The organism is Micromonospora sp. KC207 (assembly GCF_004348615.1).
Lineage (GTDB): Bacteria > Actinomycetota > Actinomycetes > Mycobacteriales > Micromonosporaceae > Micromonospora.
Genome location: NZ_SMKJ01000005.1, coordinates 22,689 through 49,107, shown reverse-complemented (window position 1 = coordinate 49,107; position 26,419 = coordinate 22,689). Strand labels below are relative to the sequence as shown.

The 26,419-nt window shown below is 70.2% G+C and carries 25 protein-coding genes; 13 read left to right on the top strand and 12 right to left on the bottom strand.

Annotated features, from left to right (window positions below; translation table 11 throughout):
• Together E1258_RS01465 and E1258_RS01460 are read left to right on the top strand one after the other, a co-directional pair.
• A partial coding sequence (locus E1258_RS01465; protein ID WP_207919361.1) for a hypothetical protein occupies positions 1–378 on the top strand: 378 nt, incomplete at its 5' end.
• 539 nt (positions 379–917) lie between these two features.
• The gene (locus tag E1258_RS01460) at positions 918–1,253 is read left to right on the top strand and encodes a hypothetical protein (protein WP_132396077.1); all 336 of its coding nucleotides are present in this window, start codon (positions 918–920) and stop codon (positions 1,251–1,253) included.
• 337 nt (positions 1,254–1,590) lie between these two features.
• On the opposite strand, the gene E1258_RS01455 is transcribed toward E1258_RS01460, so the two are convergent.
• From E1258_RS01455 to E1258_RS01435, 5 genes are all read right to left on the bottom strand, one after another.
• Positions 1,591–1,998: an Imm1 family immunity protein gene (locus E1258_RS01455; RefSeq protein WP_132396075.1), complete on the bottom strand. Its 408-nt coding sequence runs from the start codon at positions 1,996–1,998 to the stop codon at positions 1,591–1,593.
• Positions 1,995–3,095 (bottom strand): DUF6244 family protein, encoded by a 1,101-nt coding sequence (locus E1258_RS01450; protein ID WP_132396073.1) that lies wholly within the window; start codon positions 3,093–3,095, stop codon positions 1,995–1,997. The genes E1258_RS01455 and E1258_RS01450 overlap by 4 nt, the downstream gene beginning before the upstream one ends.
• A 140-nt stretch (positions 3,096–3,235) precedes the next feature.
• The gene (locus tag E1258_RS01445) at positions 3,236–4,711 is read right to left on the bottom strand and encodes a tyrosine-type recombinase/integrase (RefSeq protein ID WP_132396071.1); all 1,476 of its coding nucleotides are present in this window, start codon (positions 4,709–4,711) and stop codon (positions 3,236–3,238) included.
• On the bottom strand, positions 4,708–5,070 hold the full coding sequence (locus tag E1258_RS34240; protein WP_243715108.1) for a hypothetical protein: 363 nt from the start codon (positions 5,068–5,070) through the stop codon (positions 4,708–4,710). The genes E1258_RS01445 and E1258_RS34240 overlap by 4 nt, the downstream gene beginning before the upstream one ends.
• Before the next feature lie 130 nt (positions 5,071–5,200).
• Positions 5,201–6,058, bottom strand: a complete 858-nt coding sequence (locus E1258_RS01435; RefSeq protein ID WP_132396069.1) for a hypothetical protein — start codon at positions 6,056–6,058, stop codon at positions 5,201–5,203.
• Between the two features lie 97 nt (positions 6,059–6,155).
• Between E1258_RS01435 and E1258_RS01430 the strand changes: the two genes are divergently transcribed.
• The 3 genes from E1258_RS01430 to E1258_RS01420 are packed head-to-tail and all read left to right on the top strand — an operon-like array spanning position 6,156 to position 10,104.
• Positions 6,156–7,289, top strand: a complete 1,134-nt coding sequence (locus E1258_RS01430) for a tyrosine-type recombinase/integrase (RefSeq protein ID WP_207919360.1) — start codon at positions 6,156–6,158, stop codon at positions 7,287–7,289.
• Positions 7,286–9,361 (top strand): tyrosine-type recombinase/integrase, encoded by a 2,076-nt coding sequence (locus tag E1258_RS34235; protein ID WP_243715107.1) that lies wholly within the window; start codon positions 7,286–7,288, stop codon positions 9,359–9,361. Before E1258_RS01430 ends, E1258_RS34235 begins: the two co-directional genes overlap by 4 nt.
• A gap of 44 nt (positions 9,362–9,405) precedes the next feature.
• Positions 9,406–10,104, top strand: coding sequence for a class I SAM-dependent methyltransferase (locus E1258_RS01420; RefSeq protein WP_132396067.1), 699 nt, complete (start codon positions 9,406–9,408; stop codon positions 10,102–10,104).
• A gap of 62 nt (positions 10,105–10,166) precedes the next feature.
• Here the strand turns inward: E1258_RS01420 and E1258_RS01415 are convergent, their stop codons facing one another.
• The 4 genes from E1258_RS01415 to E1258_RS01400 are packed head-to-tail and all read right to left on the bottom strand — an operon-like array spanning position 10,167 to position 13,411.
• Positions 10,167–10,682: a DNA cytosine methyltransferase gene (locus E1258_RS01415; protein ID WP_243715106.1), complete on the bottom strand. Its 516-nt coding sequence runs from the start codon at positions 10,680–10,682 to the stop codon at positions 10,167–10,169.
• A complete protein-coding gene (locus E1258_RS01410) occupies positions 10,679–11,545 on the bottom strand; it encodes a hypothetical protein (RefSeq protein WP_132396065.1) in 867 nt (288 codons plus the stop codon). The genes E1258_RS01415 and E1258_RS01410 overlap by 4 nt, the downstream gene beginning before the upstream one ends.
• Positions 11,542–12,513: a TRM11 family methyltransferase gene (locus E1258_RS01405; protein WP_132396063.1), complete on the bottom strand. Its 972-nt coding sequence runs from the start codon at positions 12,511–12,513 to the stop codon at positions 11,542–11,544. Before E1258_RS01405 ends, E1258_RS01410 begins: the two co-directional genes overlap by 4 nt.
• Positions 12,497–13,411 carry a hypothetical protein gene (locus E1258_RS01400; RefSeq protein WP_132396061.1) on the bottom strand — a complete coding sequence of 305 codons (915 nt, stop codon included), beginning with the start codon at positions 13,409–13,411 and terminating at the stop codon, positions 12,497–12,499. Before E1258_RS01400 ends, E1258_RS01405 begins: the two co-directional genes overlap by 17 nt.
• Positions 13,412–14,242: 831 nt before the next feature.
• Between E1258_RS01400 and E1258_RS01395 the strand changes: the two genes are divergently transcribed.
• Positions 14,243–15,109, top strand: coding sequence for a hypothetical protein (locus E1258_RS01395; protein WP_132396059.1), 867 nt, complete (start codon positions 14,243–14,245; stop codon positions 15,107–15,109).
• Between the two features lie 350 nt (positions 15,110–15,459).
• Here the strand turns inward: E1258_RS01395 and E1258_RS01390 are convergent, their stop codons facing one another.
• Both E1258_RS01390 and E1258_RS01385 read right to left on the bottom strand, forming a co-directional pair.
• Entirely contained in the window at positions 15,460–16,206 is a 747-nt protein-coding gene (locus E1258_RS01390; protein ID WP_132396057.1) for an NPCBM/NEW2 domain-containing protein, read from the bottom strand.
• Positions 16,207–16,316: 110 nt separating this feature from the next.
• Positions 16,317–17,246 (bottom strand): hypothetical protein, encoded by a 930-nt coding sequence (locus tag E1258_RS01385; RefSeq protein WP_132396055.1) that lies wholly within the window; start codon positions 17,244–17,246, stop codon positions 16,317–16,319.
• Positions 17,247–17,443: 197 nt separating this feature from the next.
• On the opposite strand from E1258_RS01385, the gene E1258_RS32990 reads away from it, so the two are divergent.
• The 6 genes from E1258_RS32990 (at position 17,444) to E1258_RS01360 (ending at position 24,551) form a co-directional block, all read left to right on the top strand.
• Positions 17,444–17,620, top strand: coding sequence for a hypothetical protein (locus tag E1258_RS32990; RefSeq protein WP_165949598.1), 177 nt, complete (start codon positions 17,444–17,446; stop codon positions 17,618–17,620).
• A 364-nt stretch (positions 17,621–17,984) separates the two neighbouring features.
• Positions 17,985–18,365: a pilin gene (locus tag E1258_RS01380; protein ID WP_132396053.1), complete on the top strand. Its 381-nt coding sequence runs from the start codon at positions 17,985–17,987 to the stop codon at positions 18,363–18,365.
• A gap of 6 nt (positions 18,366–18,371) precedes the next feature.
• Positions 18,372–19,286, top strand: a complete 915-nt coding sequence (locus E1258_RS01375; RefSeq protein ID WP_132396051.1) for a type IV secretion system protein — start codon at positions 18,372–18,374, stop codon at positions 19,284–19,286.
• A 38-nt stretch (positions 19,287–19,324) separates the two neighbouring features.
• Entirely contained in the window at positions 19,325–20,251 is a 927-nt protein-coding gene (locus E1258_RS01370) for a PrgI family protein (RefSeq protein ID WP_132396084.1), read from the top strand.
• Positions 20,248–22,044: a VirB4 family type IV secretion system protein gene (locus E1258_RS01365; RefSeq protein ID WP_165949597.1), complete on the top strand. Its 1,797-nt coding sequence runs from the start codon at positions 20,248–20,250 to the stop codon at positions 22,042–22,044. The genes E1258_RS01370 and E1258_RS01365 overlap by 4 nt, the downstream gene beginning before the upstream one ends.
• 35 nt (positions 22,045–22,079) lie before the next feature.
• A complete protein-coding gene (locus E1258_RS01360) occupies positions 22,080–24,551 on the top strand; it encodes an ATP-binding protein (protein WP_132396049.1) in 2,472 nt (823 codons plus the stop codon).
• 140 nt (positions 24,552–24,691) lie between these two features.
• Here the strand turns inward: E1258_RS01360 and E1258_RS01355 are convergent, their stop codons facing one another.
• Positions 24,692–24,919, bottom strand: a complete 228-nt coding sequence (locus tag E1258_RS01355) for a hypothetical protein (protein WP_207919359.1) — start codon at positions 24,917–24,919, stop codon at positions 24,692–24,694.
• Positions 24,920–25,490: 571 nt separating this feature from the next.
• On the opposite strand from E1258_RS01355, the gene E1258_RS01350 reads away from it, so the two are divergent.
• Complete coding sequence (locus E1258_RS01350) at positions 25,491–26,366, top strand: replication-relaxation family protein (protein WP_132396045.1); 876 nt, start codon at positions 25,491–25,493, stop codon at positions 26,364–26,366.
• Positions 26,367–26,419: the final 53 nt, after the last annotated feature.

Here is a 26,419-nt window from a genome sequence, read left to right as displayed (position 1 = left end):
GACTGGACCACCGTGCCCATCGGCATCCGCGACCACAAAGGCCGCCACGACGACAACGGCACCTGGCACGCCGACACCCGCGCCGTCGACCGACTCATCGGCACCTGGAACCCCACCACCGGCCACCGCATCAACAGCGCCGGATTCCACCACCTCGCCGAACTCGACCCCCACGCACCCAACCCACTACCACCCACCGTCAACGGCCCAAACGGACTACACATCGACTACATCCTCGGCAACCAAGCCCTCCTCAACACCACCACCGTCACGCCCGGCTCCTACCGCATACACACCCCACCCAGCGCCGACCCCACCTCCTGGCCATCAGACCACCGCCGCATCAGCTGCACCCTGCACATTCATCGGCCCGTATGAGCGCGCATCACCGCACCGGGGGGAGGTGTGACAAGGGCTGGTTCCTGTACAACGTCACCTGCGTCCGACCGTCGCCAGTGTCGTCTATCTGACGACCGGGCAACGCACTAGCCGTCCGTTGCGCTGCAGGGGAGCCGAGGAGTATGGGCCTGGCTCCGGTAGCATGATCATCCGAATAGCAATGGCGGCAACACGCGGCCAAGGAATGTGTCCTTCGTAACGCGCATCCGTCGCGCGACGGCCTCGTTGGAGATGGAGGTTGTTTGTTCCCCCTCAACACGGAGTTGTCCAGTGCGTTTTCCCTCCCCGACCGCGTCACCGCACCCCCTGTCCGTATACAGGGCTCTCGAGTACCTTCACCTGCGAGGTTTCACCTTTGAAGTGACATCGAAGTCCTGGGATGTAATTTGTCCATGTAAAAGGCACTCCCGCCAAGCTCATTACCGACCTTCTGACCCTGAGCGCTATGCGCAGGAGTTGCTCGCGTGGGCCCGGAGGCTACGTTGCTGGCGGCACGATGAAAGGATCGAGGCGCCGCAATGCGGGTTCGCATCACCTGGCATGTCACCACCCACGGCCGAGGCGAAAAGCGAATACCCGCAGAAGTGCTGCGCCAAGAAGCCAGACGTCTCATGGAGGCGCTCATCGCCGGCGAGGAAGCCGGAGGCATCGCGAACGTCGCCGTCGAAACCGATGCGGAGGAGCCCTCGATCACTGCGGAGGCGATCCTGCCCGGCGACGACACCCGCGCCGCCGCTGATCATCTGAGATCACTCAGTTCGAGAGTCCTCGACCACCCACGAAGTACCAACAACTTCCCCGAGTGGACTCTAGAGTTCAGCGAGAAGAGTTGCCTGACGGAAGCAGGCGAGTAGGCCCGAAGGGGGCCTGCCGCACCCCATGCGGCGAAGGTAAACTGGAGACGTCCCCTGGCAGATGGAATACCGCCTCCACCAAGTCCGACCGCCATGGGCTAGGCGCGGTTTCGTGCAGCCTGCCGCCCATCACCTGACGGCGACAGCACCAGCGGCACTGTGAAACATAGTGGCGTCAGCAGCGCCGACCGCTCAAGGCCTCCGCGCACAGTTGGCTGCGGAGCCCACAGCATCTACCCTTGCTGCGGAGTTGGATACCTATGTGAGGGTGTTCCTGCAAACTACTCCGGCGAGAAGGGAAGCCTTACGGCTTCCCTTCTCCGTTTCCCCGTGGCGCCTACGAAACGGATGGATTCCCCTGGGCCCAGGCCACGATGGTGGGTCGTTGGCCTGAGGTGACGTACTCGATGACGGCGTTGCGGGCGGTTGCGGTGTTTACCCGGGCGAGGCCGGCGGGGATATCCCGCAGACCGGTGTCGGGGGACTCGTACACCGTGATCGGCCTGTCGGCATCGAGGTCGGTGGCGTAGCTGCCGTCGGGGAGCCACCGCAGCGCGGCCCGGTCGGCGTCTACGTCGATGTCGATGCGCAACACCGGCCCGTTGGCGGTGCCGATGGTGAGTGTCTGCCCGCATTCTCCGTGGGGCATGATCGCCGTGACCTGTTCGTCGAAGCGGCGTCCCGCCTCGTCCGGGCTGGTCAGGTCGTAGGGGTGCCCGTGGTAGTCGCGTAGCAGCGGGGTCATCGGCTGATCCTTTCTCCGGTGCCGGTGTAGACACGGTGCCACCAGGTGGTGCCGCCGTCGCGGGTGACCCACACCCGTAGGCGGCTTCCCGCGGGCAGGATGGCCGGCAGGATCTTGTCACACGTCCAGGGGTAGGCCTGGTCTCGGTCGTTGGTGCCGCAGACGGTGTTGTCGATGGCGAGGTCCGCCTCGCCGCCGCCAACGCGGCGCAGGTGCGCGGCGGCCTTCGACTCGACGTGGTCGTAGAAGGTGACCGGGGGTCCACGTAGCGGGTCGTGGACGAGGTCAGCGGCCAGGGACCGGTCGCCTCCTCCGGACGTGACGGGCATGCCGTCGAGGATTCCTTGGGTGGGACGGGTGCTGCCCGCCGGCCGAGGAGGCAGAGAGCCAGCGGTGGCACGGACGATGTCGGGTAGTGCGCCAGGATTGACCTGTCGCCAGGCCGGGCCGACTGGTCCTGGGAAGGTGTCCGGCCCGCCATCAGCCGCCGGTCCCTGACTGGAGGCGGCCCCCGTGGGGTGCACGGGCGGCACGGGCTGGGCGGCGGGCACGTCGTTGCCGCCCGTGGCTGGGGCGTCGAGTGCACCGACGTGGCGGGTGTGCGTCAGTGCTGCGTTGACGGCCTGACGGGTGGCCTCCCCACGGGTGCGAAGGATGTGGAGAAGGTCGTTCACCCTCTGCAGGCCCGCCAGCGTCGGGCCGGGCTGTCCTCCCCGCAAGGTGCCCGCAATGTACTGCCGCGCTTGCCCGATCTGCGCCGCCGACGCGGCGATGCCGCTGTCGACACCAGTGAGGGCCGCGGCCACCGGGGCCAGCACGGCGGTGACGTCGTGCGGGGAGGACTGCTGCGGCACCGCCGCGACCGCACGCGTCGTCTCGCCGAGGACACCGCCGATCGAGGTCAGCTGCGCCCGGACCTGCCCGAGAATGCCGCGTACCGGAGTGAGCCCTGCCGCGACCGCCGTGAAGCCGGCGGCCGCGGCCCGGACGCTGGTCTGCTCCACAGCGTCGTCCACCGCCCGCACGTGCTGCTCAGTGCTGGCGATACCGACGGCCATCGCCTTCAGGTCACCGAGGATGCCGTCGATCAGCGACATCACCCGTCCTCACCTGGCGGCCCCCGCGCCCCACGACTCCGGTTATCGATCGGCGTGAAGGCAAGACAACGCCAGACCAAGCGGACGACCCTGGCATCGTGTCGCCACGGCCGGGGCGCTGCAGGCGCCGCGTCGGCGAGTCACGCAGCAGCGTCGTCGCGGGGGATAAGCTCGGCGGCGGCATCGGCACGGCCCCGCTCATGATCGAGGATGACCGAGGTGTAGGTGTCGGAGGTCAGCCCGATAGTGGAGTGACCGAGCACTTCCTGGATCTCTTTCATGTCGGCGCCGCCGTGGCGTAGGTAGGTCGCCGCGCAGTGGCGAAGGTCGTGCAGCCGCACGGGCGGCAGCCCGGCCTTGGCGACGAGGTGGTCGAACCGGTCGCTGATGGTCTGCGGATGCCACGGCTGACCGTCCGGGCGGACGAAGAACAATCCGCTGTCGGGCCAGGTGCCGTCGCTGACGCTCTGCCAGCGGCGGCGCATGTCGAGGTACGCCCTCAGGGCGGCGATGGTCTTCGGGCCGAGGGGAACGACCCGGTCCCCGGCGTCGCTCTTGACGTGGCGGGTGATCGGCTTGTAGCCGACGGTCGTGATCTGCTGCACGACGGTGAGGTAACCGGCGTCGAGGTCGACGTCGTGGTCGCGCAGCCCGCACGCCTCACCACGTCGCAGGCCACGGTGCAGGATCAACAGGAACATGGCGTAGAGGACGATGTCGTGGCCCTCGGTGTAGTCGAGGAACCGTCCAGCCTGCGCGGGCATCCACACCATCACCGGGCTCGGGCGTTTCCCCGTGGCCTGCCAGTGCTCGACCGCCTTCGCGGTCCACACCCGCGCCTTGGGTCGGCGGGCGGTGGGTAGTTCGATGCCGAGGGCGGGGTTGGCGGGGATCAGCTTCGCGCGGACGACCGCGTCGTTGAGGGCCTTGCGCAGGGTGGCGTAGAGACGTTGGGTGCTGGAGGCCCCCATCGGTCGCACACCCTTGACCTTGGCCCGCACGTCGGGGTCGGCGCTGGCGCGGGCCGCGCGGATCTCGTCCTGCTGCCGGCCGATGGCCGTGAACATGGCCTCCAGATGTCCGGTGCGCAGGCTCTGGATCGGGACCTGCCCCAGGTGGGGGATCAGATACAGACGGATGTGGTCGGCGTAGCCGCGCACCGTCTTCTCCGCCAGCCCTCGCCGCCCGTCCAGCCAAACGGTGAGGTACTCGCCGGTGGTGGTGGGCACAGCGGCGGGCACCCCGGCGCGGATGCGGGCGGCAACCGCGTCCCGATCCGGCAGCGGGCTACCCGGCCGGCAGACGTGCAGCAGGTCCCCGACCTGCACGGCGAGGTCGTGGTCACCGTCGGCGAGGTCGAGCAGCGCGCGTGCGTGGCGCAGCTCCGCGCTGGCGCTGTCGCGGCTGTCGAAGCCGGAACGGCGTAGTTGCCGGCGGGGCTGGGTGGCCCGGATGGGCAACTCCAGTTGATAGCCCCACACCCCGTGGGTGGGGTGCCAGCCGCCGCCGGGGCGGCGCAGCTTCGGGCACCGGCTGCCGACTCTCTTGCCGGTGGCCGGGTCGGTGCAGGTGCAGCGTTTGGTGAGGGCCCCTTCGGGCCCGCGGGCGCGAGTCACGGTTCCTTCTTTCGGTCACCACCGCTGTGCGGCGGGTCGATGCTGCTGATTTCCTGGTGGTGATCGACGCTTCGCATACCGCCCGGGGTCAAGTCGTCAGGGCAGACAGTGAGGCCGAGGACGGTGAGGATCCCGGCGACGGGCACCTTGTAGCGAGCGCCGACCCGGATAATCGGCACCGGGAACCCGCCGGTGCGGGCGAGGTCGTAGGACAGAGCACGTCCCAGGCCGAACACGCGGCCGGCGGTGGGCAGGTCGGTGATCGCGCCGAGCGCGCGGATCCGCTCCTCGGTCCACACCTCACCGCTGCGGTCGCTGGCGTTGGTCGTCTCGTGGTCATCGATGTTGCGGCTGGTCACAGTGGACTCCGAATGGATGTCGAAAGGGGCAGTCAGAAGAGGAAGCAGCCATCGAGATAGCGGACGTGTCCGCCCGCGTGGTCTTGCGCATCGGTGGGTTGGGTCCCAGACGACGTTGCGCAGCCGGCTCTCACGCCTGTGTCTGCCAGCGGTGTGGGCACAGCAGCAGCCGAAGAGCTGTGGCCGCCTGCTGGGCGACGACGCCGTTGCCGAGGATCCGCAGCGCGGCGGTGCGCGGCAGCCCCAGCATCGGGTCGGTGACCCACCCCTGGTCGAGACCCATGAGCCACTCCACGAACGGTGGGGCCAGGACCGGTTTGCCGTGCCGGCCCGGCTGGGTCGGCTCCGGCGCCGGGCGGCCGAGGATGAGTTCCCACCGTGCCACCGCGGCGGCGTAGGCACCCCACCGGTCGGCGTCGGGCTGGCCGAGCCCAGCGACGGTGGTGCGTAGGTCGCTCCCGCCGTCGCCATGCCTGCCGGGTCCGCGTGCGTCGGAGGCCCGCGGGGTGGGCAGGGGCCGGGCTGGCACCCGCACGGCGGCTGAGGGGAGGGTGAGGTCGCCGTGTGAGCCGCGCTGCCCGGGGCAGCCTTTGATGCCGTCGGTGGCCCTCGGGGTGGGCAGGAGCACCTGTGACAGCGGCGGCCGGAAACCGGCACCGGCTCGCCGCCCCGGGGTGCCGGTGTCACTGGCCCTCGGCGTCGGCAAGAGCCGCGCCGCGCCGACCTGCGCCGACGCAGCGTGCCTACTGGCGGCGGCGACCGAGGAAGGGCTGTCGGCGTCGGCCGGTGGTGGCGGGGTGGCGATACCCGCCGGGCTCGGCCGGCAGGCCGTCCCGACCGACAGGGACGTGTTCGACCCGGAGGCCACCGCGGCCGGGGTGGGCAGCACGCCGTGGCGGGTGCCGCCTGGTTCGATCAGGTCCGGCAGGCCGTGCTGGTGGCCGGGTCCTTTGCCGTCACGGGCGCAGGGTGTCGGTAACGTCCGCACCTCCTCCCGCCCGGCTGGGTGTGGCCACCTTCTTATCTGGACAGTTGAGGTGCCACTGATTCTGTGGACGGCTCGTTGAACCCCTACGTTGTCCAGCGTGCGTGTGACGAAGGTTGTTGATGCCCAGGTCGGGCAGCCGACTGTGGAGTTGGTCGACGATGCCGGCGTGCCCGTTGCCGATGTGGCCGGGTTCCTCCGCTTGTTGACGGTGCGGGACTATTCGCCGAACACGGTCCGTGCCTATGCGCATGACTTGCAGAAGCTGTTCCAGTTTCTGCACGAGCGTGGCTTGACGGTCGAGGAGTTCAGGCCCGCGCTGGCGGTGAGTTTCATCGAGTGGTTGCGAACCCGTTCGTCGCGCCGTAAGGCCCAGAGGCTGGACCTCGCGTTGACCGCCGGGAACGGCCGGTTGCTGGCGGCCAAGACCTGTAACCGTGTGCTGGCTGCGGTGTCGTCGTTCTTCGAGTACCTGATCAGCATCGAACGCTACGGCGGTTCCGATAACCCGATCGTGACGATCCCCGACCAGGCAGCGGCTCGGGTTCCGGGCCGCCCCCGGCCGCCGTTGGTGACGTCGCGTCCGCAGCGGCCGGTGCGTCGGGCCTTGCGGATCAAGACGGTGGAGTCGCTGCCACGACCGATGTCCGACGACACCTATGTCGCCTTGCTGGGCGTGCTGCGCACCCGGCGGGACCGCGCGTTGCTGGAGATGATGTGGGAGGGCGGCCTGCGGCCGGGAGAGGTCCTCGGCCTGCGGTTGGAGGACATCTCCTACGGACGTCGGCGAATCGTGGTGCGCCACCGGACTGATCATCCGGCAGGGGTTCGGCAGAAATCCCGCCGGGACCGGACCGTCGACCTGCTGGAAAGCCGGGCCTTGCCGGCCGTCAGCGATTACGTCATGCACGAACGCCCCGCTGACGCAGACACCGGCTATGTGTTCCTCGTCGGCGGTCGCGGCCGACGACGATTGGAGCCGTTGAGCTACGACGGTCTGGTGCGCATGTTCGCCCGGGCCGCCCGGCGTGCTGGCGTCCGCGACGCCTGGCTGACACCGCATGCGCTGCGCCACACGCACGCGACCCGCATGTTCGAGGGCGGAATGCGGGATCTGACCCTGATAACCCGGCTCGGGCACGCCAGCCCCGACTCGACGAAGATCTACACCCGGGTCAGTGATCCCGATGTGGTCAAGGACTACCGGGCCGCGATCGGGGACACCGCACCGTGAGCGGAGCCGTTCTGCGCCTACCGGCGTCACCGCCACCGCGCCTGGTCGGTGGTCCACGCCATTGTCCGGCCGAGGAGTACGAGTCGTTCGTCGAGCACAGCGGCATCTACAGCCAGGATCGCAAGATCCGGCTACATCGCCGACATGTCCGCTTCCTGCGCCAGTTCCCCGAGCTTGATAGCTGGTTCGACCAGCCGCTGCGGCAGCGGCTCGGGTGGCGCAACAAGGACACCCAGACCCGGCGTCGCGGCCCCGGGGTTGACTTCGACGTCACCGCCGGCTGGATCAACTACAACGCCCGCGACTACCTGATCTACCTGGCCCTTACCGGCCGACTGGGTCTGGACTGGGGCTGGCTGCTCGGCATCGGTGTGATCAAACCGTGGTCGATCGCCGACCAGCTCGGCCTGCCACTGACCGCCCAGGTCGACCAGCTACGCGAGCAGGTGACCGCGCTGGGACACAACCCCGACAGCAGCACGTTCCGGGTGTCCTGGACCGTGATGCGATTGGTGCTGCACCGCGGCGACCCGGACCTGCACGCGGTCACCGCCGACGATGTCGAGGAATTGAGGGCGACGATCCGCACCCTTGACCAGGTCCCCGGCATCGACGAGGTCCTCAGCCCACGGCACCTCACGACGATCAAGAACGCGTGGGGCACCAACGTGTTCCGCACCGGGATCGCGCTGTTCCACGCCGGGATCACCGACCGGCTGCCACAACGCCTGGACCGTAAACCATTGCCGCCGCTGAGCCCGGAGCCGCGAATCGCCGCGGTGATGGACCGTTACCTGGTCGAACGAGCTCTCATCGTGCGGCCCGACTCCATGAGCTCGACCCGGGCCGCGATGCGACGCTTGGGCATCTGGCTGGCCCAGCAACGCCCGGCTGTGGAGAACCTGGCCGAACTGACTCGCGCCGACCTGCTGGACTTCATGACGTGGCTGGGCGGGCAGCGCAAAGTCAAGCACCCCGAGCAGCCGCTCAGCGACGTCTACCGCCGCAGCATTATCTCCGAAGTCACCGTGTTCTTCCGCTACGGAGCCCACGCCGAGTGGACCGACATGCCCGCTCGCCCGGTACTGACCCGAATGGACGTTCCACGGGCGGTCCAGCGCGTCCCACGGTTCATCCCGGCCCACCAACTTGAACCGCTGATGACCGCGATCCGCGCCGTCGAGTGCCCGCTGCAACGGTGTGCGCTGCTGGTCGCCCGGTGGAGCGGCGCACGCCGCGGAGAGATCCGCCGGCTGCACCTCGACTGCCTCGACACCTACCCCGACGGCACCCCGCGGCTGCGGCTCGCCGCCGGCAAATCGCTCAAAGAACGCACCGTGCCGATCCACCCCGAAGCTGCCGAAGCGATCCGCCGTCTCCATGAACTGCGCGCCGGACACCAGGACCGCGGCATCCACGACAGAGACACCGGCAAGACTGTGCGCTACCTGTTCCTCAACAACGGTCGGCTCGCCGATGTCGAATACCTGATCGCGGTGCCGCTCGGACGCATCTGCGACGAACTCGGCATCCTCAACGCCGAAGGCAAGCCCGCCATCCACGCCCACCGGTTCCGGCACACGCTGGGCACCCAACTAGCCGAGAAAGGCGCCCGCACCCAGACGATCGTGAAGATCCTCGGGCACCTCAGCGCGGGCATGTCCATGACCTACTCGCAGATCTCCGACCCGGTCGTGCTGGCCGACTACCAGGCCGTCCTGCAGCCTGGAGCGGCTATCGCCGGCCCTCTGGCGGACACTCTGCGCCGCGGCCAACTCGACCAGACCGCACTCGACTGGCTCCAGACCAACCTCTACAAGACCGAACTTGAACTCGGACGCTGCCTGCGCCTGCCTCAGGAAGGGCCGTGCGAATGTGACCTCTACCTGAGCTGCCCTAAGTTCGTCACCACACCTCAGTACATCCCCCGGCTAGAAGACCGGCTGCACACCGAAGAGCAACTCGCCGCCGACGCCACCGAACGTGGCTGGGCCCGAGAGATCGAACGACACCGCTGCATCGCGGACCGCATCCGCAGCCTGCTGCAGGAACTCAACACGTCTCGCCCGTGAGCGAGCTTCCCGTCCCTACCAACCCAACCAGGAGGAATCGACCGATGACGCGAACCGAGTCACCGCTGGAAGACCGCAACGCGCCCGGGTCACCCAGCAGGAACACAGACGACTGGTTGGTAGACGCCCGGACCTCCTACGACACGGTCGCCGACAGCTACGCCAACTTCGTACGCGACGCCCTCGCCACGGAGCCATACCTTCGTGCAAGTCTGGCGTTATTCGCTGAGCTGGTCCACGCCGCCGGCGACGGGCCGGTGGCGGACGTGGGCTGCGGGCCGGGACACGTCACCGCCCACCTGCACAAACTGGGCGTCGACGCCTTCGGCATCGACCTATCACCCGCGATGATCGACCTGGCTCGGCGCGACCACCCCGATCTGCGATTCGAAGTGGGCTCGATGACCGATTTGCAACTCGCCGACGCCTCGATTGCCGCCCTGCTTGCCTTCTGGTCATTGATCCACATACCCGATGACGCCGTCCCTTCGGTTTTGGGCCACTTCCACCGGGTGCTGCGTCCGGGCGGACCGCTGCTACTCGGCTTCCACGTGGGCGACGAGTCGAGGCTCAAGACACAGGGCTACGGCGGCCACCCCATGAATGTCTACGTTCACCGTCGCCAGCCCGACCGAGTCGCAGCGTGGCTACGCGACACCGGATTCACCATCAAGGCCCACCTGCTGATCGGCCCCGACACTGACGCTCCCGGGGCCATCCTCATCGCAGTCCGCCAGCCCTGACCACGCCGACAACCCGGTCGGACCGCAATGCTGGCGACGAATCAGCGGTGCTGTGATCTTCACTACTGCCGCCACTGTTTGTCCAGATAAAGCAGGAACAGTCGGTCCCGTCGGTGGGCGGCGCCGATGTCGGATGCGCGTAGGCATAGCCAGCTCGTGTCGTACCCGATCTCGGCCAGGTCGGCGTGGACGACGTCGAGGCCTCGCCGCAGGAGGGCGGCGACGTTCTCCACGAACAGCAGCCGCGGTCGTAGTACGCGAACGGCGCTGGCGACGTGGTTCCAGACGCTGGAGTGCACGCCGGTGATGCCGGCGCGTTTGCCGGCGTCACTGATGTCCTGGCAGGGGAACCCGGCGGTGAGGACATCGACGGGGGCGACGTGGGTCCAGTCGATGACGCTGATGTCGCCGAGGTTGGGGATGTCGGGCCAGTGGTGGGCCAGGACGGTGGCGGCGTGCCGGTCGGTCTCGGCGTACCAGGCGAGGCGGCCGCCGAGCACCACCTCGACGGCCAGGTCGAGCCCTCCGTAGCCGGTGCACACTGAGCCGACTCGCGGTGCGGCGTGTTCAACGTTCACGCCACCTCCCCACGCCCGGCGTCGACTGTCGCCAGCTCGTCGCCAGGGCATGTCCACGGCCCACAGCCAGGCGCGTCCGCCGGCCGGGGGCGGGGACGCAGCACCACTTCATCGAGCGGCACCCGCGCCCGGTGGAGGAAGAACTGCCCCCGCAACGGATGCCCGTCGGCGTTGGCCCGTGCGGACCCGTGACGGATGGCGCGGTCGAAGGCGACCGCCGCCGCCCACTCCGCCGGGCTGTTGCCCTTCAGGTCGGACCAGAAGCTGTCGTCGTGAAACGGGCAGCCCACACACGACGACTTCGGGGTGTCCCCGAGGCCCTGCTCGGCCAGGAACCGGAGACAGTCGGTCCGCCGCCACCCCAGGTCGAGCAGCGGATGGACGTTACGCATGTAGCCGACGTCGGAGTCCCGGGCCCGGCCGATCTCGTCCACGCTGATCCCGATCGCCATCTGTGCCCACACGCCGGCCGGCACCCGCGTCGGGTGTGGGTAGCCGAGCCGGCGCCGCACCTCCGCCTTGATGGGTTTGATCTTGTATTCGCCGGTGCACTGCCGGCGGGCCATGCCCCGCTCACCGTTGGGCCCCAGGGTGAACAGGGGCATGGACGCGAAGCGGTGCTTGGGGTCGAGGGCGTCGGCCCGGATGTCTCCGGTGCTGACCCGCACGACCTCGATGCCGGCACTGCGGGCGATGCCGGTCAGCCGGTCCAGGTGACGGTAGACCGCCGCCGGTTCCCAGGACGTGTCGGCGAAGATCGCCGCGTCGAACCCGGGGATCGTGTCCTGGGCGGCGAGCAGCAGGAGCGTGGTGCTCTGCACGCCCGCGCCCAGCGACAGGTATCGGTGGGTGGGTGCGCTCACGCGACTACCCCGGTCCCGCCGTCGGGCGGCAGTCGTTTGGTGAAGATCAGGACGTCTTCGTGGGCGATGAGGTGCATCGGCATCCCGGTGGCCCTGGCCTTGCGGACCTGTTGGAGTTGGAAGAACGACGGTCGGGCGACGAGGTGCCCGTCGCGGACGGCGGCGAGGAGCGCGACGCACCGTTCGATCGGGACGAGGCCGGCGCGTTGGCCGGCGGCGATGACGGCGCTGGGCAGGTCGACCAGCTCGCCGCGCTTGCGCCACGGCCGGGCGGTGACCACGACGACGCCGCCGGGGCGCAGCAGGGCGGCGCAGCCGGCCAGGATCCGGGTGAACCCGTCGGCGAGGCCGGTCAGGTCGCGGTAGGCGAGGTTGCCCCGGTCCTGGCCGTCGTTGTACCGGTCGTCGTGCTTGACGACGCCGTCCGCGCCGGGGCGGACGAGGCCGTGGACGGTCGGCCCGTACGGCGGTGAGGTGACCACGAGCGCCACCTGCCCGGTGAGCGCCGCGGGCACGAGGGACATCAGGCGGGTGGAGTCGCCGCGGATCACCGACGCCCGTCCGGTGGCGCCCTGGTCGTGGGCGTGGCGGATGTTGGCGTCGGCGATGTTCGACCACTGCGGCTCGTACTCGATGCCGAACGCGTCGCGGCCGGCGTGGACCGCCTCGACCAGGGTGGTGCCGATGCCGCACATCGGGTCCAGGACCAGGTCCCCGGGCCGGGTGTAGGCGCGCACCGCGTGGGCGGCGATCGCCGGCAGCATCCGGGCCGGGTGCTTGACCGATTCCGGCACGTACCGGCCTCGCCGCTGCACCGGGCCGGTGGACTGGGCGGTCGCCCACACGGACAAGACCTCGGGACCGGCGCGGTGCTTGCCCTGGTAGCCCTCCCCTGCGAGGCTGGGGGCGTGGGGTGTGTTCGGGTCGGGTTGTGCGGTGGCGGGGTGCTGCTCAGGCACGGCGCTCACCGCCCTCGCGCCGGTGGCGCTGTCCCGACTCGGCCGTCTGTGGGGTGAAGACCAGCAGGTCCGCGTGCACCCGCAGGTGGGCGACCCGCCACTGCTCGGGGTTGGCGTGGGCGAGGGTGAGCAGTTCCTCGTCGGTGACGTGATAGACGAACTGGTCGCCGTCGGTGTCGGCCTCGACGGCGACGACGTGCTGCAGGAAGCCGAGACCTGCGTGGGAGGCGGCGGCCACGAGCGGCCCGAAGTCCTCCGGCGTGGTCTGGACGCCGGCCGGTATGCCGACGACGAGGACGAGGCAGCCCCCGGGGCGCAACAGCCGTGCGCAGGCCGCGAGGAGCCAGGCGAGCCGGACCCGGGCGGGCGTGTCGGCCTCGTGCAGCGGCCAGCAGGCGACCACCAGGCTGGTGGTCGCGTCCCACAGGCCGTCCTGCGGCAGCTGGGGGAGCGTGTCGGTGTCGGGCAGGTCGGGGTCGGTGAGGTCGTCGCCGAACCACTCGGCCAGCTCGGGCGGGTCCTGTCCGTCGCCGGCCTCGGGCTCGCCCGAGGTGGCGGGCGGGTGGGTGTCGGCCGCGGGGAGGCCGGTGGTGGCGGGTCCGATCATCAGGGCGGAGCTGTCGGTGAACCAGGCGCGGTGGTGCCGGCGGTCACCCCGGGCGCAGGTGGCGGCCAGAGCGTGGTCGGTGGTGAGGTCGACGACCGCCTCCCCGGGCCGGCTGTAGGCGGCGACGAGGCGGTAGGCGAGGCGGGCGGGCAGGCTGGTGTCCGTCGCGGCCCGGGTGCGGGCCGTGCGCCAGACCGTGATCGGCACCGGCGGGTCACCGACGATGAGGTCGACGAGTGCGGCGTCGGCCGGCTCGACAGGCTCGGTCGGGTGGTGCGGGTGCGGCGTGTGCTCGCTCATATGGATGTCGGCTCCGCGCCGCGCCGTGAAGCGCTGACACCCCCAAACCGGGCCGTGTGAGTCCCAGCGAACACTTGCCGACCTCACAACCGCCCACACAGCCCGCAGGGCCCACCATCGAGGGTTCCGCTTCCGCAGCTCTCGCCAGGTGCCGACGATTGCTCCGTGAGGAACTCTGATCGGCGGTTCCTGTCAGTCACATCGAGTCACTGCCAGTGGTGATGTGTGGGGTGCGGTCCATTCCATGGCGCCGGACCGAGGGCTCTGGGTACCTCCATGGGCCACGGCGATGACCAGCGCTGTGGGGGATCTTCCGGCTGGCGTAGGGCCGGGCCGTTGCTATCGGCGTGGCCAGCCGCAACGGGGCCTCCGCCACTGGGTGGGGTGTCATCGGTGACAGAGCTTCCCGGCTGTCACAGGGCGCATGACGGGGGAGTGGAGGCTGTCAGCGGACAGCGGTGACAGCGGCGTGAGCCGGCCGCGACTGTCACCGGTTCGCGGACGCGACCGCTGTGAGCGTCGCCGACACCTTGTCACAGGTCGCGGGTGGATGTCGGTCGCATCGCTGTCGAAGTGATCGGTCACAGGCCTCTGTCAGGGTGTCACAGGGCAGGTCAAGTCACCCACGCCACTTCCTCGGCGAAGCAGCCCTGTCGATGACACTTCGTTCGCCGGCCTCTACGCGAGGGGGCGTTTGGCCGGCGGTGGTGGGGTTTCGGGCCGCGCTGTCAGAGCGCTGTGAGGCGCCCGTGGCGAAATCAATGGCACCGCTCGCCGTGACGACACCGGCGACGGCACCGAACCCCTTCTCGCTGTCATAGGAGCTTTGACATGAGCGTGTCCGACACGGGCTGGCCGGCGTCCGCGCTTGACGCGGCGGCGACCGCCTTCGCCGCGTTGACGTGTGAACCCGATCCGCCGCTGGTGCTCGACTGCGCGGCCTTCGACACCGGCACGGGGCTGCCCCGACAGGTGATACCGCTGCCCGCTTTGCGGGACTGGCTGCTGCGCCACCCCCGCGCCTACACGGCGCGTGACGAGGTGTGGCGGGAGGTGATCCGCCGCGCACGGCTCGACGGACCGCACTGGGTGGTGGGCGCGGTCGGCATGGCGCTGCCGGCGCTGCGGCAGTACGCGGCCCGCCTGTGTGAGGGCTATGACGGTGACCCGGCGGACGTGGACGCCGAGATCCTGACCGGGTTCCTGACCGCGTTACGCGAGCGGGTCGACCTGGCCAGGGACGCCCCCTACGCGGGCCTGTGCAGGGCCGCGTGGCGGGCCGGCCACGAGCTGCGGCTGAGCCAGCGCGCCTACTGCCCGGTGGAGGACATCGAACACGTCGCCGCCGGCCCCCGCACCCCGAAGGCACCCTACGGGCACCCGGACCTGCTGGTCCGCCGTGCGGTAGCCCTGGGAGTCCTCGACCCCGAGGACGAGCAGGCCTACATCGACGTGCGGCTCGGTCGCCGCGCGATCGAACCCATCGCGGACGCCAACGGCGTCAGCGTGGACGCGCTGCGCATGAGGCTGTCGCGGATCGACTCCCGCATCGCCGAGGCCCTCGCTGAAGGCCTGTTGACCGGGGTCGTATCGCCGGAGACCGTGACGCGACTGCGGGTGCGCGCTGGTCAGCGCGGTCAGCGGCGGGCAGGCCGTACCAGGGCAGCCCGACGCAGGATTGTCCCGGTCTCGACCTGACCGCCCTTCCCACACCGCAGACTGCGGCACCGGTGGCCCGACGTGCATCGCGTCGGGCCACCGGTCGTTCTTGCCTCCGCACTGACAGAAGCCACTCGGCAAGGGAATCCGTCATGTGGCGATCGCGGATCCCCGCCAACTGGAGAAGGCCTCTCACCGGAGCGGAAGGGGCTGGGGAACGGGAAGAACAGCCACGCGCCTGGGGTCGATCTCGCACCTGGGCCGGTCGTACGTCGTCAAACGGCTACGTATTCGGTTCATAGGCCGCGCCGGCATCCGTCAAGCCACGTTCATCCTGCCTGCTCCGTTATCTCAGGGCGCAGGATGCTGATCGCTGCGTGAGCGGGGGTCTACGTGGTCAACCGGGGGTCACCCCAGGCCAACTCGGGAAGACCGTTGGACCGGCCGCCTGCGACGTTGGCTCCCGCTTGCAGCGGGTTGTCGACGGTGTCCGTGCGGTAGGCCAACAGTTTCAGCCGCACAGCATCCGGAGGGAGGTCGATCTTCATCGACTTGGGCTTCCCGAGAGTCGCGCTGACCTTCTTCACGGGCGAGCCGTCGACGAATACCTCGAAGTATCCGACCTGGTCGGCGTCCTGGGCGTCATCGAGGACCCCGACGGTGACCGCGAAGGTCTTGTACCGGCCGCCGAGGTTGAACTCCACGACGCCTCGAGGGCTGTCGCAGAACACGGAGCAGCGGTAGACGACGCTATGGCCGTAGTGCTCTCCTCGGATCTCCGCTGACCCGACATCGATGTCAGACGCCTGGTTGAGCAAGTCGAGATCGGTGGCGTACACCGTCCCAGCCGTGGGGGTGGCGGCCTGCCCGGGGGTGGCTTCCGGCTCCGGAGACGTCGTGGGCGGCGTGCTCATGGCGGGGCCCAGGGGTGAGGGCTTGGTGGCCTCCGCCGAGGGAGAGGCGGGAGCGGCGAGCTCAGGGCCGTTCTTGCCGGTGACGAAGCTGACGATACCCATCAGGTCGGCGACCAGCCCGATGACGGTGAGGGCCAACACCACCCCGAACATGGCGAAGACGCGCCGCAACCAGGACGGTTGCCGCTCGGTCTCCTCAAGGGTGTCCCTTGGCATCGTCATCGCCCTCCCCGTCCAGTGTGCCAGCGAGCCCCATGGGGTCCGTGTGAGGTCAAGCTCCGGGCGAGGCCGGCGCGGGCTACGCGATGCCGAACTGCCGTCCAGCCGTTCGGCTAGCGCAGGTCACCATGCCTGACAAACTCAGGGCTGAGGGTGGGCACGTTGGGTGCCTGACCTCGGCGGTACTGGCCGGCGGCGTTCCAGACGCCGGTGAACTGCTTATAGAAGTAGTCGAACCACTCGCCCTCGCGTCTGCGGATCAGCCTGAAGGTGGGCCGCAGTTCGTGTTGACCGCCGAAGGAGCCGAGGCGAACGTCCATGGAGCCGTCGTCCAGACCGGGGTCGTAGGCGTAGAGCGTGTACGGAGGCAGGTAGTCGACCAGGCGTACCTCGAGGGCGTTGCCCTGTTCGAGTCGCCGGTCGAGCAGTCCGAGGTTGATGGCGAGGTGTTCCTCCAGCCTCTTCAGGCCCCAAGCCGGTCCCGCGCGGAAGGCCAGCATGGACATTGCCGCTCCGCCGGGGCGGATCAGCAGTACCTTGACGCGGACGTCGCGGGCCAGCGCCTGCCCGAGATAATTGTCGAGGAAGGGAATGTGCATCGACAGGGTCGTGCCCCACAGCCACACCTCGTCCTGGGCGCCCTGGATCAGGCGGGAGACCTCGATCAGGTCGTCCTGTTCCACGAAGAACCGGTTGGCGGAGGCGGGCTGCTGCAGATCACCGAAGCTGCGGTGCCGGGTCTGGATCGACTTCGACCTGTGGATACGGTCGAGCGCGTCGAGCCACGCCGACACCTCCTGGTCGTCGCGGACGTCGCAGGCGACGAGGAGGTTGAGCAGGAGCTGCCTGCTGGGCGGCCGGACTCCGGATCGGGCCTCTCCGAGCGAAGCCCGGGGCATCGGACGGTTGTGCGCGATCCCCCACGACTCCAACTCCCGCAGGGACAGATTGCCGTTGCGGGACAACAGGTTCCGGATACACCCTGCCAGTGCCTCCGTTGTCTGCACCGACTGGAGTTCAGACGCCATGCTGCGGTCGGACATGGTCCCTCCCCTGGAGAGCTCGATGCGACAAAGTATTGGCGACCTTCGGTGTGTCTGGCACCCGGTGGGGCGTCCGGTCGGACACCCCGACGGTCCGATGCCCGTCTGGCTGCCTGCTGAACTGCCCGGACGGTAATGGCGTCCGGGTTCAATCGTTGATCTTGTTGGACAGGCGGTCCGAGGTGCCTGATGGTGTCATGACCACCAACAATTCCTCCTCGCCGAACACCTGCCACCAGCGCGCACGCGTGGACACCGAGAGCAGCCGCGATCGGGCGCTTCAGAACAAGTTTCTCCCGGTGGTCACCGCTGGCGCCGTTTCCGGTATCGCGCGAGCGGTGACCTCGTGGCTTCTCGACCATGTCGGCTTGTAGTGCGCCGTAGCCGCAGGGTGTGAGCGTGTTGTGAGCGCGGCATGTGTTCGGCAGGGCTCACAGGACGCGGTTTGGGGGTGCGGGACCGCCGAGCTATACCGCTCGCTGGTTCCGTCCGCCGCCGGGCGACACGAGGAACTGACGACCGTGTGCCTCGGGTGCCGCGCCAGTTGATGCGCTGACACCACATCGAATGACCGCAACCACCCATGAGGGAGGACGAGCTCCTCCCGGGGATCACGCGGTTCGTTCGCGTCTTCACCGACGCCCGGCGGCGGCCCCTTTCCGGACCGCTTCGAGTAATCGCCGTGTCCCGCGTCGCGCCGTTCGGCGTCGCGCGGGGCGTGGCGGGAGGTGAACCGCAATGTCCCGCATCCCACACCACACCGCTCGCGTCGAGCGAGCCGTCCGTATCGCGCTGCGCGTGACCGTGCCGCTGGCCGGTGTCGGCATCACCCTCGCGCTCGCGTCCGACGCCTCCGCCGATTCCGGTGAAACTGTCCATGTGGCGGCGAACTCGCTGCCGGTGGTGATCGCCAACCTGCGCACCTGGCTGATGGGGCTCCTGGGCGCGGTCGCGACCCTGTTCCTGGTTCTGGCCGGTGTGTACTGGGCCACCGCTGGTGGTGATCCGTCGCAGGTGGAGAAGGCGAAGCTGGCCCTGCGTAACGCGTTGATCGGCTACGGGCTGGCCGTGCTCGCGCCGATCCTGCTGCAGGTCGTTCAAGGCATCGTCGGGGCCTGAGCCGTCATGGGATGGTTCCTCGACGAGGCCGTCGGTTGGCTGACCGAGGCGATCCTGGCCTGCCTCACCACCGTCTTCGACCTGATCACCGGTGTCCTGCTCACCACGCCGAAGGTCACCGTGCTTCCGCAGGTGCACGCGCTCACCGGCCGGTCGGTCTGGATCGTGGACACCGTCTTCGTCCTCGCGTTCGTCGCCGCCGGCGTCATGGTCATGGCCGCCGGCGGCGACGAACAGTCCCGGTACACGGTCAAGGACCTGCTGCCTCGGCTGGTCGTCGGGTTCACCGCCTCCCACTTCTCCCAGCTGGTCTGCGCCCAGCTCATCGACCTCGCCAACGCCCTGACCGGGGCGATCAGCGACAACGGCTACGACGACGGCAACGGCGCGTTCACCGCGATCCAGACCCACCTCACCGCGGCGCAGGACCGCATGGTCCCGCTGTTGTTCCTGGTCCTGGCCGTGATCATCACCGGGCTGGTCGTGACGTGCGCGGTCCAGGTGATCGGCCGGTTCGTGACGCTGCTGGTGATGACGAGCGTCGCGCCGCTGGCGCTGGCGTGTCATGCGTTGCCGGCCACCGACGGGCTCGCCCGGCTGTGGTGGCGCGCCTACACCGGATGCCTGGCCGTCCCCGTCGCGCAGGCGTTCTTCCTCACCGCAGGCGAGCGGATGCTGCTCGACCCGGCGATCATGCTGCCCGTGTTCGGTCTGCCCGTCGACCCCGGCGGCACCCTGAACCTCCTGGTCGTCGTGGTCCTGCTGTGGACCACCGTCAAGATCCCCGGCCTGATGGCCCGCTGGGCGGGCCAGCCCGCACGCGGCGCCAACGTGCTCGGCGCGGCCGTGCGCGTCGTCGTGGTCCAGCAACTCACCCGCGCCGTTCCCGGCCTGAACACCCTCCGGAGGACCCTCAGATGACCCGACCCGAACCCGACGAGGCGCCGACCACGGCGCGGATGCCCGCCGACGTCGACGCCCCCGACAAGGTCGCCTACGGCCTGACGTTCCACCAGCTGGCGATCGTCGCCGCGGGTGCGCTCGTTGTCTACGGCCTCTGGCAGGCGCTGCACACGGTCGTGGCGGTGCCGGTCCTGGCCGGCGCCGGTGTGGTGATCGGCGGGCTGGCCATCGGGGTGGCGCTCGGCCGCCGCGACGGCCTGTCGCTGGACGTGTGGCTGCTGCACGCCGTGCGCCACACCCGCGCACCCCGCTGCCTGTCCACCGCCCCCGCTACTGACGGCGGCGGCGTGCCGGACTGGGTCGAGGCCCCCGTGGCCGTCCGGCAGCCGTTGCCGGCGCCGTTGCGGCTGCCCGCCGACGCCATCGACGACGACGGGCAGGTCAGCCTCGGCGACGTCCGGGCGGCGGTCGTCGGCGCCACCACCGTGAACCTGGCGCTGCGCACCCCGGCGGAGCAGGCGGCGTTGGTCGACGGCTGGGGACGGTGGCTCAACAGCCTCTCGGCCCCGGTCCAGATCGTCGTGTCCGCGCAGCCGGTCGACCTCGCCTCCCACAGCCGGGCCCTCGCCGCCGCCGCGGACACCCAGCCGCACCCGCGGCTGCGGGCGGCGTGTGCCGACCACGCTGGTTTCCTCGCCGACCTCGCCGACGGCCGCGACCCGCTGCGCCGGCAGGTCCTCATCGTCGCCCGCACCGCTGCGGGCGAACGCGGCCCGCACGCGGCGCGGCGACGCGCCGATGACACCGTCCGCGCGTTGTCCGGTCTTGGCGTCACACCCCGTGTCCTGGACGGCCCGGCGGTCACCGCCGCCCTTACCAGCGCGGCCGACCCGTACCGGCCGCCGCGTCCCGGCGGCCTGGCCGCCCCCGACGCCGTCATCACCGCCGCACCCGCACCCACCACTCGGAAGCAGAGGACATGATCATGATCAGTAGGAGACGACGCGGGGGAGATGACGCGGGCGGCTCGGGTCGGACGGGTGCGGTGGAGTCGACGGTCGCGCCCGCCACCGTCGAGGTCACGCCCCGGTGGCTGCGCGTCGGCGACGGCTACGCCGCGACGCTGGTCGTGACCGGCTACCCGGCCGAGGTCGGTCCGGCGTGGCTGGAGCCGCTGCTGTCCTGGCCGGGCCGCCTCGACCTCGCGGTGCACATCGAACCCCTGCCGGCGCCGGTCGCCGCGTCCCGGCTGCGTCAGCAGCGGGCCCGCCTGGAGTCATCGAGGCGGGCCGACTCCGAGCGCGGCAGGCTGGCCGACCCCTATGTCGACGCCGCCGCCGAGGACGCCGGTGACCTGGCCGAAAGGCTCGCCCGCGGCGCGGCGAAGCTGTTCCGCGTCGGCCTCTACCTGACAGTCCACGCCCGCTCCGAGGCCGAGCTGACGCAGGCGTGCGCGCAGGTGCGGGCCGCCGCCGCGTCCACCCTCCTCGACGTGCAACCGGCCACGTGGCGGCAACTCGCCGGCTGGAGCACCACCCTGCCCCTGGCCACCGACGGGCTACGCATGCCACGCACCATGGACACCCAAGCGCTGGCCGCCGCGTTCCCGCTGGCCAGCCCTGACCTGCCCGCCCCGCTCCCCGGAGACCCACCCACCACGGGTGGGGTCCTTTACGGGGTCAACCCGGCCAGCGCCGGCATCGTCTGGTGGGACCGCTGGGCGCAGGAGAACCACAACTCCATCGTCCTGGCCAGAAGCGGGGCGGGGAAGTCGTACTTCGTGAAGCTGGAGATCCTGCGCAGCCTCTACCAGGGTGTGCGGGTCGCGGTCGTGGACCCCGAGGACGAGTACCTGCGGCTGGCCGACGCGGTCGGCGGCACCATCGTCCGACTGGGCCTGCCCGGCGTGAAGATCAACCCCCTCGACCTGCCCGTCGGCGACCGCCGCCCCGACACGCTGACCCGCCGCGCGCTGTTCCTGCACACCCTGGTCAGCGTCCTGCTCGGCCAGCAGCCGCCACCGGCGGAGCGGGCCGCCCTGGACCGGGCCATCCTCGCCGTCTACCGGTCCGCCGGCATCACCGCCGACCCGGCCACCCACCACCGGCCCGCGCCCCTGCTACGCGACCTCGCCCAGACGCTGCACACCGACGACGACCCGGCCGCCACGACGCTGGCCGCGCGGCTCGCACCCTGGGTGCGGGGCAGCTTCGCCGACCTGTTCGACGCCCCCACCACCCACACCCCGGACGGGCACCTGGTCGTGTGGTCGCTGCGGCACCTGCCCGACGAGCTGCGCACCGTCGGCACCCTGCTCGCCCTGGACTCGATCTGGCGCACCGTCGACGCCCCACAGCACCTGTCGCGGCGGCGGCTCGTGGCCGTCGACGAGGCCTGGCTGCTGATGCGCGACGACGAAGGCGCCCGCTTCCTGTTCCGCATGTCGAAAGCGGCCCGCAAACGCAACACCGGGCTGACCGTCATCACCCAGGACGCCGCCGACGTCCTCGGCACCGACCTCGGCCAGGCCGTGGTGTCCAACGCCGCCACCCAGATCCTGCTCCGGCAGGCGCCGCAGGCCATCGACGCCGTCGGCGACGCGTTCGGACTCACCGGCGGCGAACGGCGACTGCTGCTGTCGGCCCGCCGCGGCCAGGGCCTGCTCATCTGCGGGGTGAACAGGACGAGCTTCGAGTCGGTCTCCTCCGACACCGAACACGCGCTGTGCACCACCGACCCGAGCGATCTGGCCGACGCCGACGAGGAGGATCTGTGACACCGACCGGCGCTCACCCGGCAGCCATTGTGTCGATGTCGGCGCCCGGCCCGACGTTCGGGCCGGGCGCCGACGTCATCGCGCCCCCTACCGAACCCGGGACCGCCCTGGTCGACGCCGCCGTGTGGGCCACACAGCGGCCCTGGCTGGCCGCTGTCGCCGCCACGGTGCTGGTCGCCTGGATCGCCGCCCGCAACCTGGTCGATGCCTGGCGGCACCGCCACCACACCCACGGGGCGCGTCTGGTGACGATCGCGCCGCCGCCCGACGTGGACCCCCGCAGCGCGGGCGCGTGGTGGGCGAACCTCACCGGCGTGCTCACCCCATCGCGGCGGCGGCGCCTGCTCTACGGCGCCCCGCACGTCGTGTGGCAGTACACCTGGTCCGGCCGGCAGCTGCTCATCTCGATCTGGGTGCCCGGCACCGTCCCACCCGGGGCGGTCGAGGCGGCGGTGCGGGCCGCGTGGCCCGGCTCGGCCACCACCACCGACACCAACCCGCCACCGCCGATCCCCCTCAACGCGCACCCCGCGGTCGGCGGGCACCTGCTGCCGGTCTACGCGGAGTGGCTGCCGCTGTCCACCGACCACGACACCGACCCGCTGCGCCCGCTGATGTCCGCCGGCTCCCAACTGAAACCCGCCGAGCACGCGTGCGTGCAGGTCCTCGCCCGACCGGCCACCCCACGCCGGGCGGCACGGGCCCGCCGCGCCGCCGGGAGGCTACGGTCCGGCAAGACCGCCGTCCCGGCGATCAACCCGGCCGCCCCGCTGCTGTGGCTGCTCGACGCGTTCCTACCCGCCACCGGCACCGGCCGAACCACGGTGCCCGCCGCCCGGCGGGACCCCACCGTCGAACGGGACGTCCGCGCGATCCTGAACAAGACAGCACACCCGCTGTGGCAGACCGGCATCCGCTACGCCGTCGCCACCACCAACCGGCGGCCCGCCGCCGACCCGCGTGGCCGGCTGCGGGGCATCGCCGACACCCTCGCCTCCGCGTTCGCCATCCACACCGGCCGCAACCGGCTTACCCACCGGACTCGGATGCGCGCTCCGGTGGCCGTTCTCGCCGCCCGTCGCCTCGGACCCGGATTCCTCACCTCCACCCCGGAACTCGCCGCCCTCGCCGCCCTGCCGCAGGATCTCGCCGTGCCCGGCCTCGACCGGGCGCGGGCCGCGTCCATGCCGGCGCCGGTCGCGGTCCCCGCAGGTGGGCGTGGGGTGAAGATGCTCGGCGACGCCGAGGTCGGCGGCCACAGCGTCGGCCTGTCGGTGCCGGACGCGAGGTATCACATGCATGTGATCGGTTCGACGGGCTCCGGGAAGACGACCCTGCTGGTCAACCTGGCCCTCGACGACATCAAGGCCGGTCGGGGCACCGTCGTCATCGACCCGCACGGAGACCTCGTCCTGGACATCCTCGACCGGCTCCCCGCCACCATCGCCGACCGCGTCGTCCTGTTCGACCCCGACCAGGAGAACCCGCCGACGCTGAACCCCCTCGAAGGCGACGACCCCGACCTCGTCGTCGACAACCTCGTGTCGATCTTCGGCACCATCTTCGCCAAGGCGTGGGGCCCACGGATGGACGACGTCATGCGGGTCGCGTGCCTGACCCTGCTGCGCCACAACAACGTGACCCTGCAGCACATCCCCCCGCTGCTCAACAGCCCCCAGTTCCGCTCCGCGATGACCGTGGACCTCGACGACCCGGCCGGGCTCAGCGGCTTCTGGCAGTGGTACGACAGCCTCAACGACAGCCTCCGCTCCCAGGTCATCGGCCCCGTCCTCGCCCGACTGCGGTCCTTCCTGCTGCGCGACTTCGTCAAACGCACCATGCGGTACCCGAAATCCAGCTTCGACATGGGCAAGGTCCTCGACGGCGGCGTGCTGCTCGTCCGGATCCCCAGAGGCATGCTCGGTGAGGACACCAGCCGGCTGCTCGGCTCCCTGATCCTCGCCCAGGTGTGGCAGGCCGCCACAGCCCGCGCCGCCACCGCACCCGAACGCCGCCGCGACACCACCCTCATCATCGACGAGGCGCAGAACTTCCTCACCCTGGCCAACAGCCTCGACACGATGCTCGCCGAAGCCCGCAAGTACCGGCTGTCCCTCGTCCTCGCCCACCAGGACCTCGCGCAGTTCCCCCGGGACCTGCTCGCCGCCGCCTCCGCGAACGCCCGCAACAAGGTGTACTTCACGATGGCGCCAGAAGACGCGAAGGTGCTGTCCCGACACACCCTGCCCGAGTTGGGCGAGCACGACCTCGCTCACCTCGACGCCTACACCGCCGCCGCGCGGCTCGTCGTCGGCGGAAGACAGACCCCCGCGTTCACCATGCGCACCCGACCGCCGAAACCGATCGTCGGCGAGGCCACCGCCATCCGCCAGGCCGCCGCCGCGGCGGTACCGGCCCAGGACACCAGCGCCATCGACGACCTCGTCGAACGGCTCAGCCGCAAACCCGACGACCGGCGGACCCGCCCGAAGAGCGACCGTGCCTGACCGGTCTGTCAGCCCGGTGACGTCGCCCGGATGGCGCAGCGGGCCATGGCCATCGTCATGACCCGTCGCCTAGCCCGCTACCACCGGGACGATACGCACCGCGACCGTCAGCACCGGCCGAGCCGGTTCTCAACGAGCACTCAGTCCAGCGAGACGCGCAGGATGAAGTAATAGCCCGCCGGAGCCGACGTGCTGTAGAAGCAGGGGGAGGCGAACGAGCCGCCTTCCGGGTCGTGAGACGCGACCGAGTTCGCGTTGCACCTGGCCAGGTCGGCGTACGGTCCCATGTAGTAGGTGGCGTACTCCGTAGCGTGGGCGGCGGTGGGACCGACGAGCAGGGTCGTCGCGGCCGCCGCAGCGGTGGCCATCGCGGCGACAGCCCTTCCAAGACGAGTCATGAGCGATTTTGACATGTGTCGATTTCTCGCGGCAAGGTGAACAGCCCGCCCAGGAGACTGTGCAGATAACGACAGTCGACGCCAAACCTAGCCAACCGCGCTGACCTGGCCCTCAGGTCGTAAATGCCCATGCCTCACCGGTCCACCAGCCAGCCGGTCCGACGGCGACCGCAGCAAGGTCTACTTCACGTGCGCGCCCGAGGACGCGAAGGTCCTGTCCCGGCACACCCTGCCCGAACTCGGCGAACACGACCTCGCCCACCTCGACGGCCACACCGCCGCCGCAAGTCCGACGACCGGCGGACCCGCCCGAAGAGCGACCGCGCCTGACCGATCTGCCAGCCCGCTGGCGTCGCCCGGGTCGCGCACCGGCTCGTCACCTGGATCGCCACCGGTGACCGCCCGACCCCCACAGCACAGTGCTGACCTGCGCTGTCAGTGCCGCACACGGCCCCTGACAGACCCCGCGCGCCCGTCTGTCTCCCGCCAGACACCCCTCCCGATCGGGAGGGGCATCCCATCCTGCCCAGGAGCAAACATCATGTACTCCCGTGTTCCCTCCGCCTCCAGCAAACCCGACCCCCTCGCGGTCTTCGGCCGCATCGTCCCCCGCGACCACGCCCTCCTCGCGCTGCTCGCCGAGCACTACCTGCTGTCCACCGACCAGATCACCCACGCCTTCTTCGACAACCGCCGCACCGCCCAGCGGCGGCTCACGATCCTGCACCGCCTCGACGTGCTACACCGATTCGCCCGCAGCGGCGCCCACGGCCGCTACGGATCCCTGCTCTACACCCTCGGACCCGTCGGCCTGCAACTCCACCCGACGAGCTACCACGACCCGAACGGCCACGGCGGCAAGGCACCACGCAGCTCCCTGGAACGCGCCAAGCGCATCGCCGCCAGCGGACAGGTCAACCACCTCCTCGGCGTCAACCAGTTCTTCACCGACCTGATCGCCACCGCCCGCCACACCGACACCGTCCGGCTGTCGCGGTGGTGGTCCGAACAGCACGCCACCACCGTCTACGCCCAGGCCGGCATCCGCCCCGACGGCCACGGCGTCTGGACCGTCGGCGACACCTCCACCGGGTTCTTCCTCGAACACGACAACGACACCGAGAACCTCGCCCGGGTCGTGGCCAAGCTGCGCGGCTACGAACGCCTCACCACCTTCGGCCCCCGCTACCCCGTCCTGTTCTGGGTACCCAGCCGACGCCGCGAAGCCAGCCTCCTCAACGTGCTCGCCGGACTGCGCACCACCAGCCCGATCGCCACCGCCGTCCACGGCCCCGACCCCGCCGGCCGCGTCTGGACCCTCGCCTCGGACCCCACCCACCGCCGGCACCTACACGAACTGCCCTGCGACCACGGCCCCGACACCGCCACCAATCCACAGCGCTTCGACGACCTGTAGAAGGCCTCACGCCGCAGGTGAGGGCTGCCAGCATCGGCTGACACTCTCGGCTC

What these genes read in the sequence shown, in the direction of transcription:
- E1258_RS01460 (WP_132396077.1), top strand. Translation starts at nt 918, where the DNA reads ATGCGGGTTCGCATCACCTGGCATGTCACCACCCACGGCCGAGGCGAA.
- E1258_RS01455 (WP_132396075.1), bottom strand. Translation starts at nt 1,998, where the DNA reads ATGACCCCGCTGCTACGCGACTACCACGGGCACCCCTACGACCTGACC.
- E1258_RS01450 (WP_132396073.1), bottom strand. Translation starts at nt 3,095, where the DNA reads ATGTCGCTGATCGACGGCATCCTCGGTGACCTGAAGGCGATGGCCGTC.
- E1258_RS01420 (WP_132396067.1), top strand. Translation starts at nt 9,406, where the DNA reads ATGACGCGAACCGAGTCACCGCTGGAAGACCGCAACGCGCCCGGGTCA.
- E1258_RS01400 (WP_132396061.1), bottom strand. Translation starts at nt 13,411, where the DNA reads ATGAGCGAGCACACGCCGCACCCGCACCACCCGACCGAGCCTGTCGAG.
- E1258_RS01395 (WP_132396059.1), top strand. Translation starts at nt 14,243, where the DNA reads ATGAGCGTGTCCGACACGGGCTGGCCGGCGTCCGCGCTTGACGCGGCG.
- E1258_RS01390 (WP_132396057.1), bottom strand. Translation starts at nt 16,206, where the DNA reads ATGACGATGCCAAGGGACACCCTTGAGGAGACCGAGCGGCAACCGTCC.
- E1258_RS01385 (WP_132396055.1), bottom strand. Translation starts at nt 17,246, where the DNA reads ATGTCCGACCGCAGCATGGCGTCTGAACTCCAGTCGGTGCAGACAACG.
- E1258_RS32990 (WP_165949598.1), top strand. Translation starts at nt 17,444, where the DNA reads ATGACCACCAACAATTCCTCCTCGCCGAACACCTGCCACCAGCGCGCA.
- E1258_RS01380 (WP_132396053.1), top strand. Translation starts at nt 17,985, where the DNA reads ATGTCCCGCATCCCACACCACACCGCTCGCGTCGAGCGAGCCGTCCGT.
- E1258_RS01375 (WP_132396051.1), top strand. Translation starts at nt 18,372, where the DNA reads ATGGGATGGTTCCTCGACGAGGCCGTCGGTTGGCTGACCGAGGCGATC.
- E1258_RS01370 (WP_132396084.1), top strand. Translation starts at nt 19,325, where the DNA reads ATGCCCGCCGACGTCGACGCCCCCGACAAGGTCGCCTACGGCCTGACG.
- E1258_RS01365 (WP_165949597.1), top strand. Translation starts at nt 20,248, where the DNA reads ATGATCATGATCAGTAGGAGACGACGCGGGGGAGATGACGCGGGCGGC.
- E1258_RS01360 (WP_132396049.1), top strand. Translation starts at nt 22,080, where the DNA reads ATGTCGGCGCCCGGCCCGACGTTCGGGCCGGGCGCCGACGTCATCGCG.
- E1258_RS01355 (WP_207919359.1), bottom strand. Translation starts at nt 24,919, where the DNA reads ATGGCCACCGCTGCGGCGGCCGCGACGACCCTGCTCGTCGGTCCCACC.
- E1258_RS01350 (WP_132396045.1), top strand. Translation starts at nt 25,491, where the DNA reads ATGTACTCCCGTGTTCCCTCCGCCTCCAGCAAACCCGACCCCCTCGCG.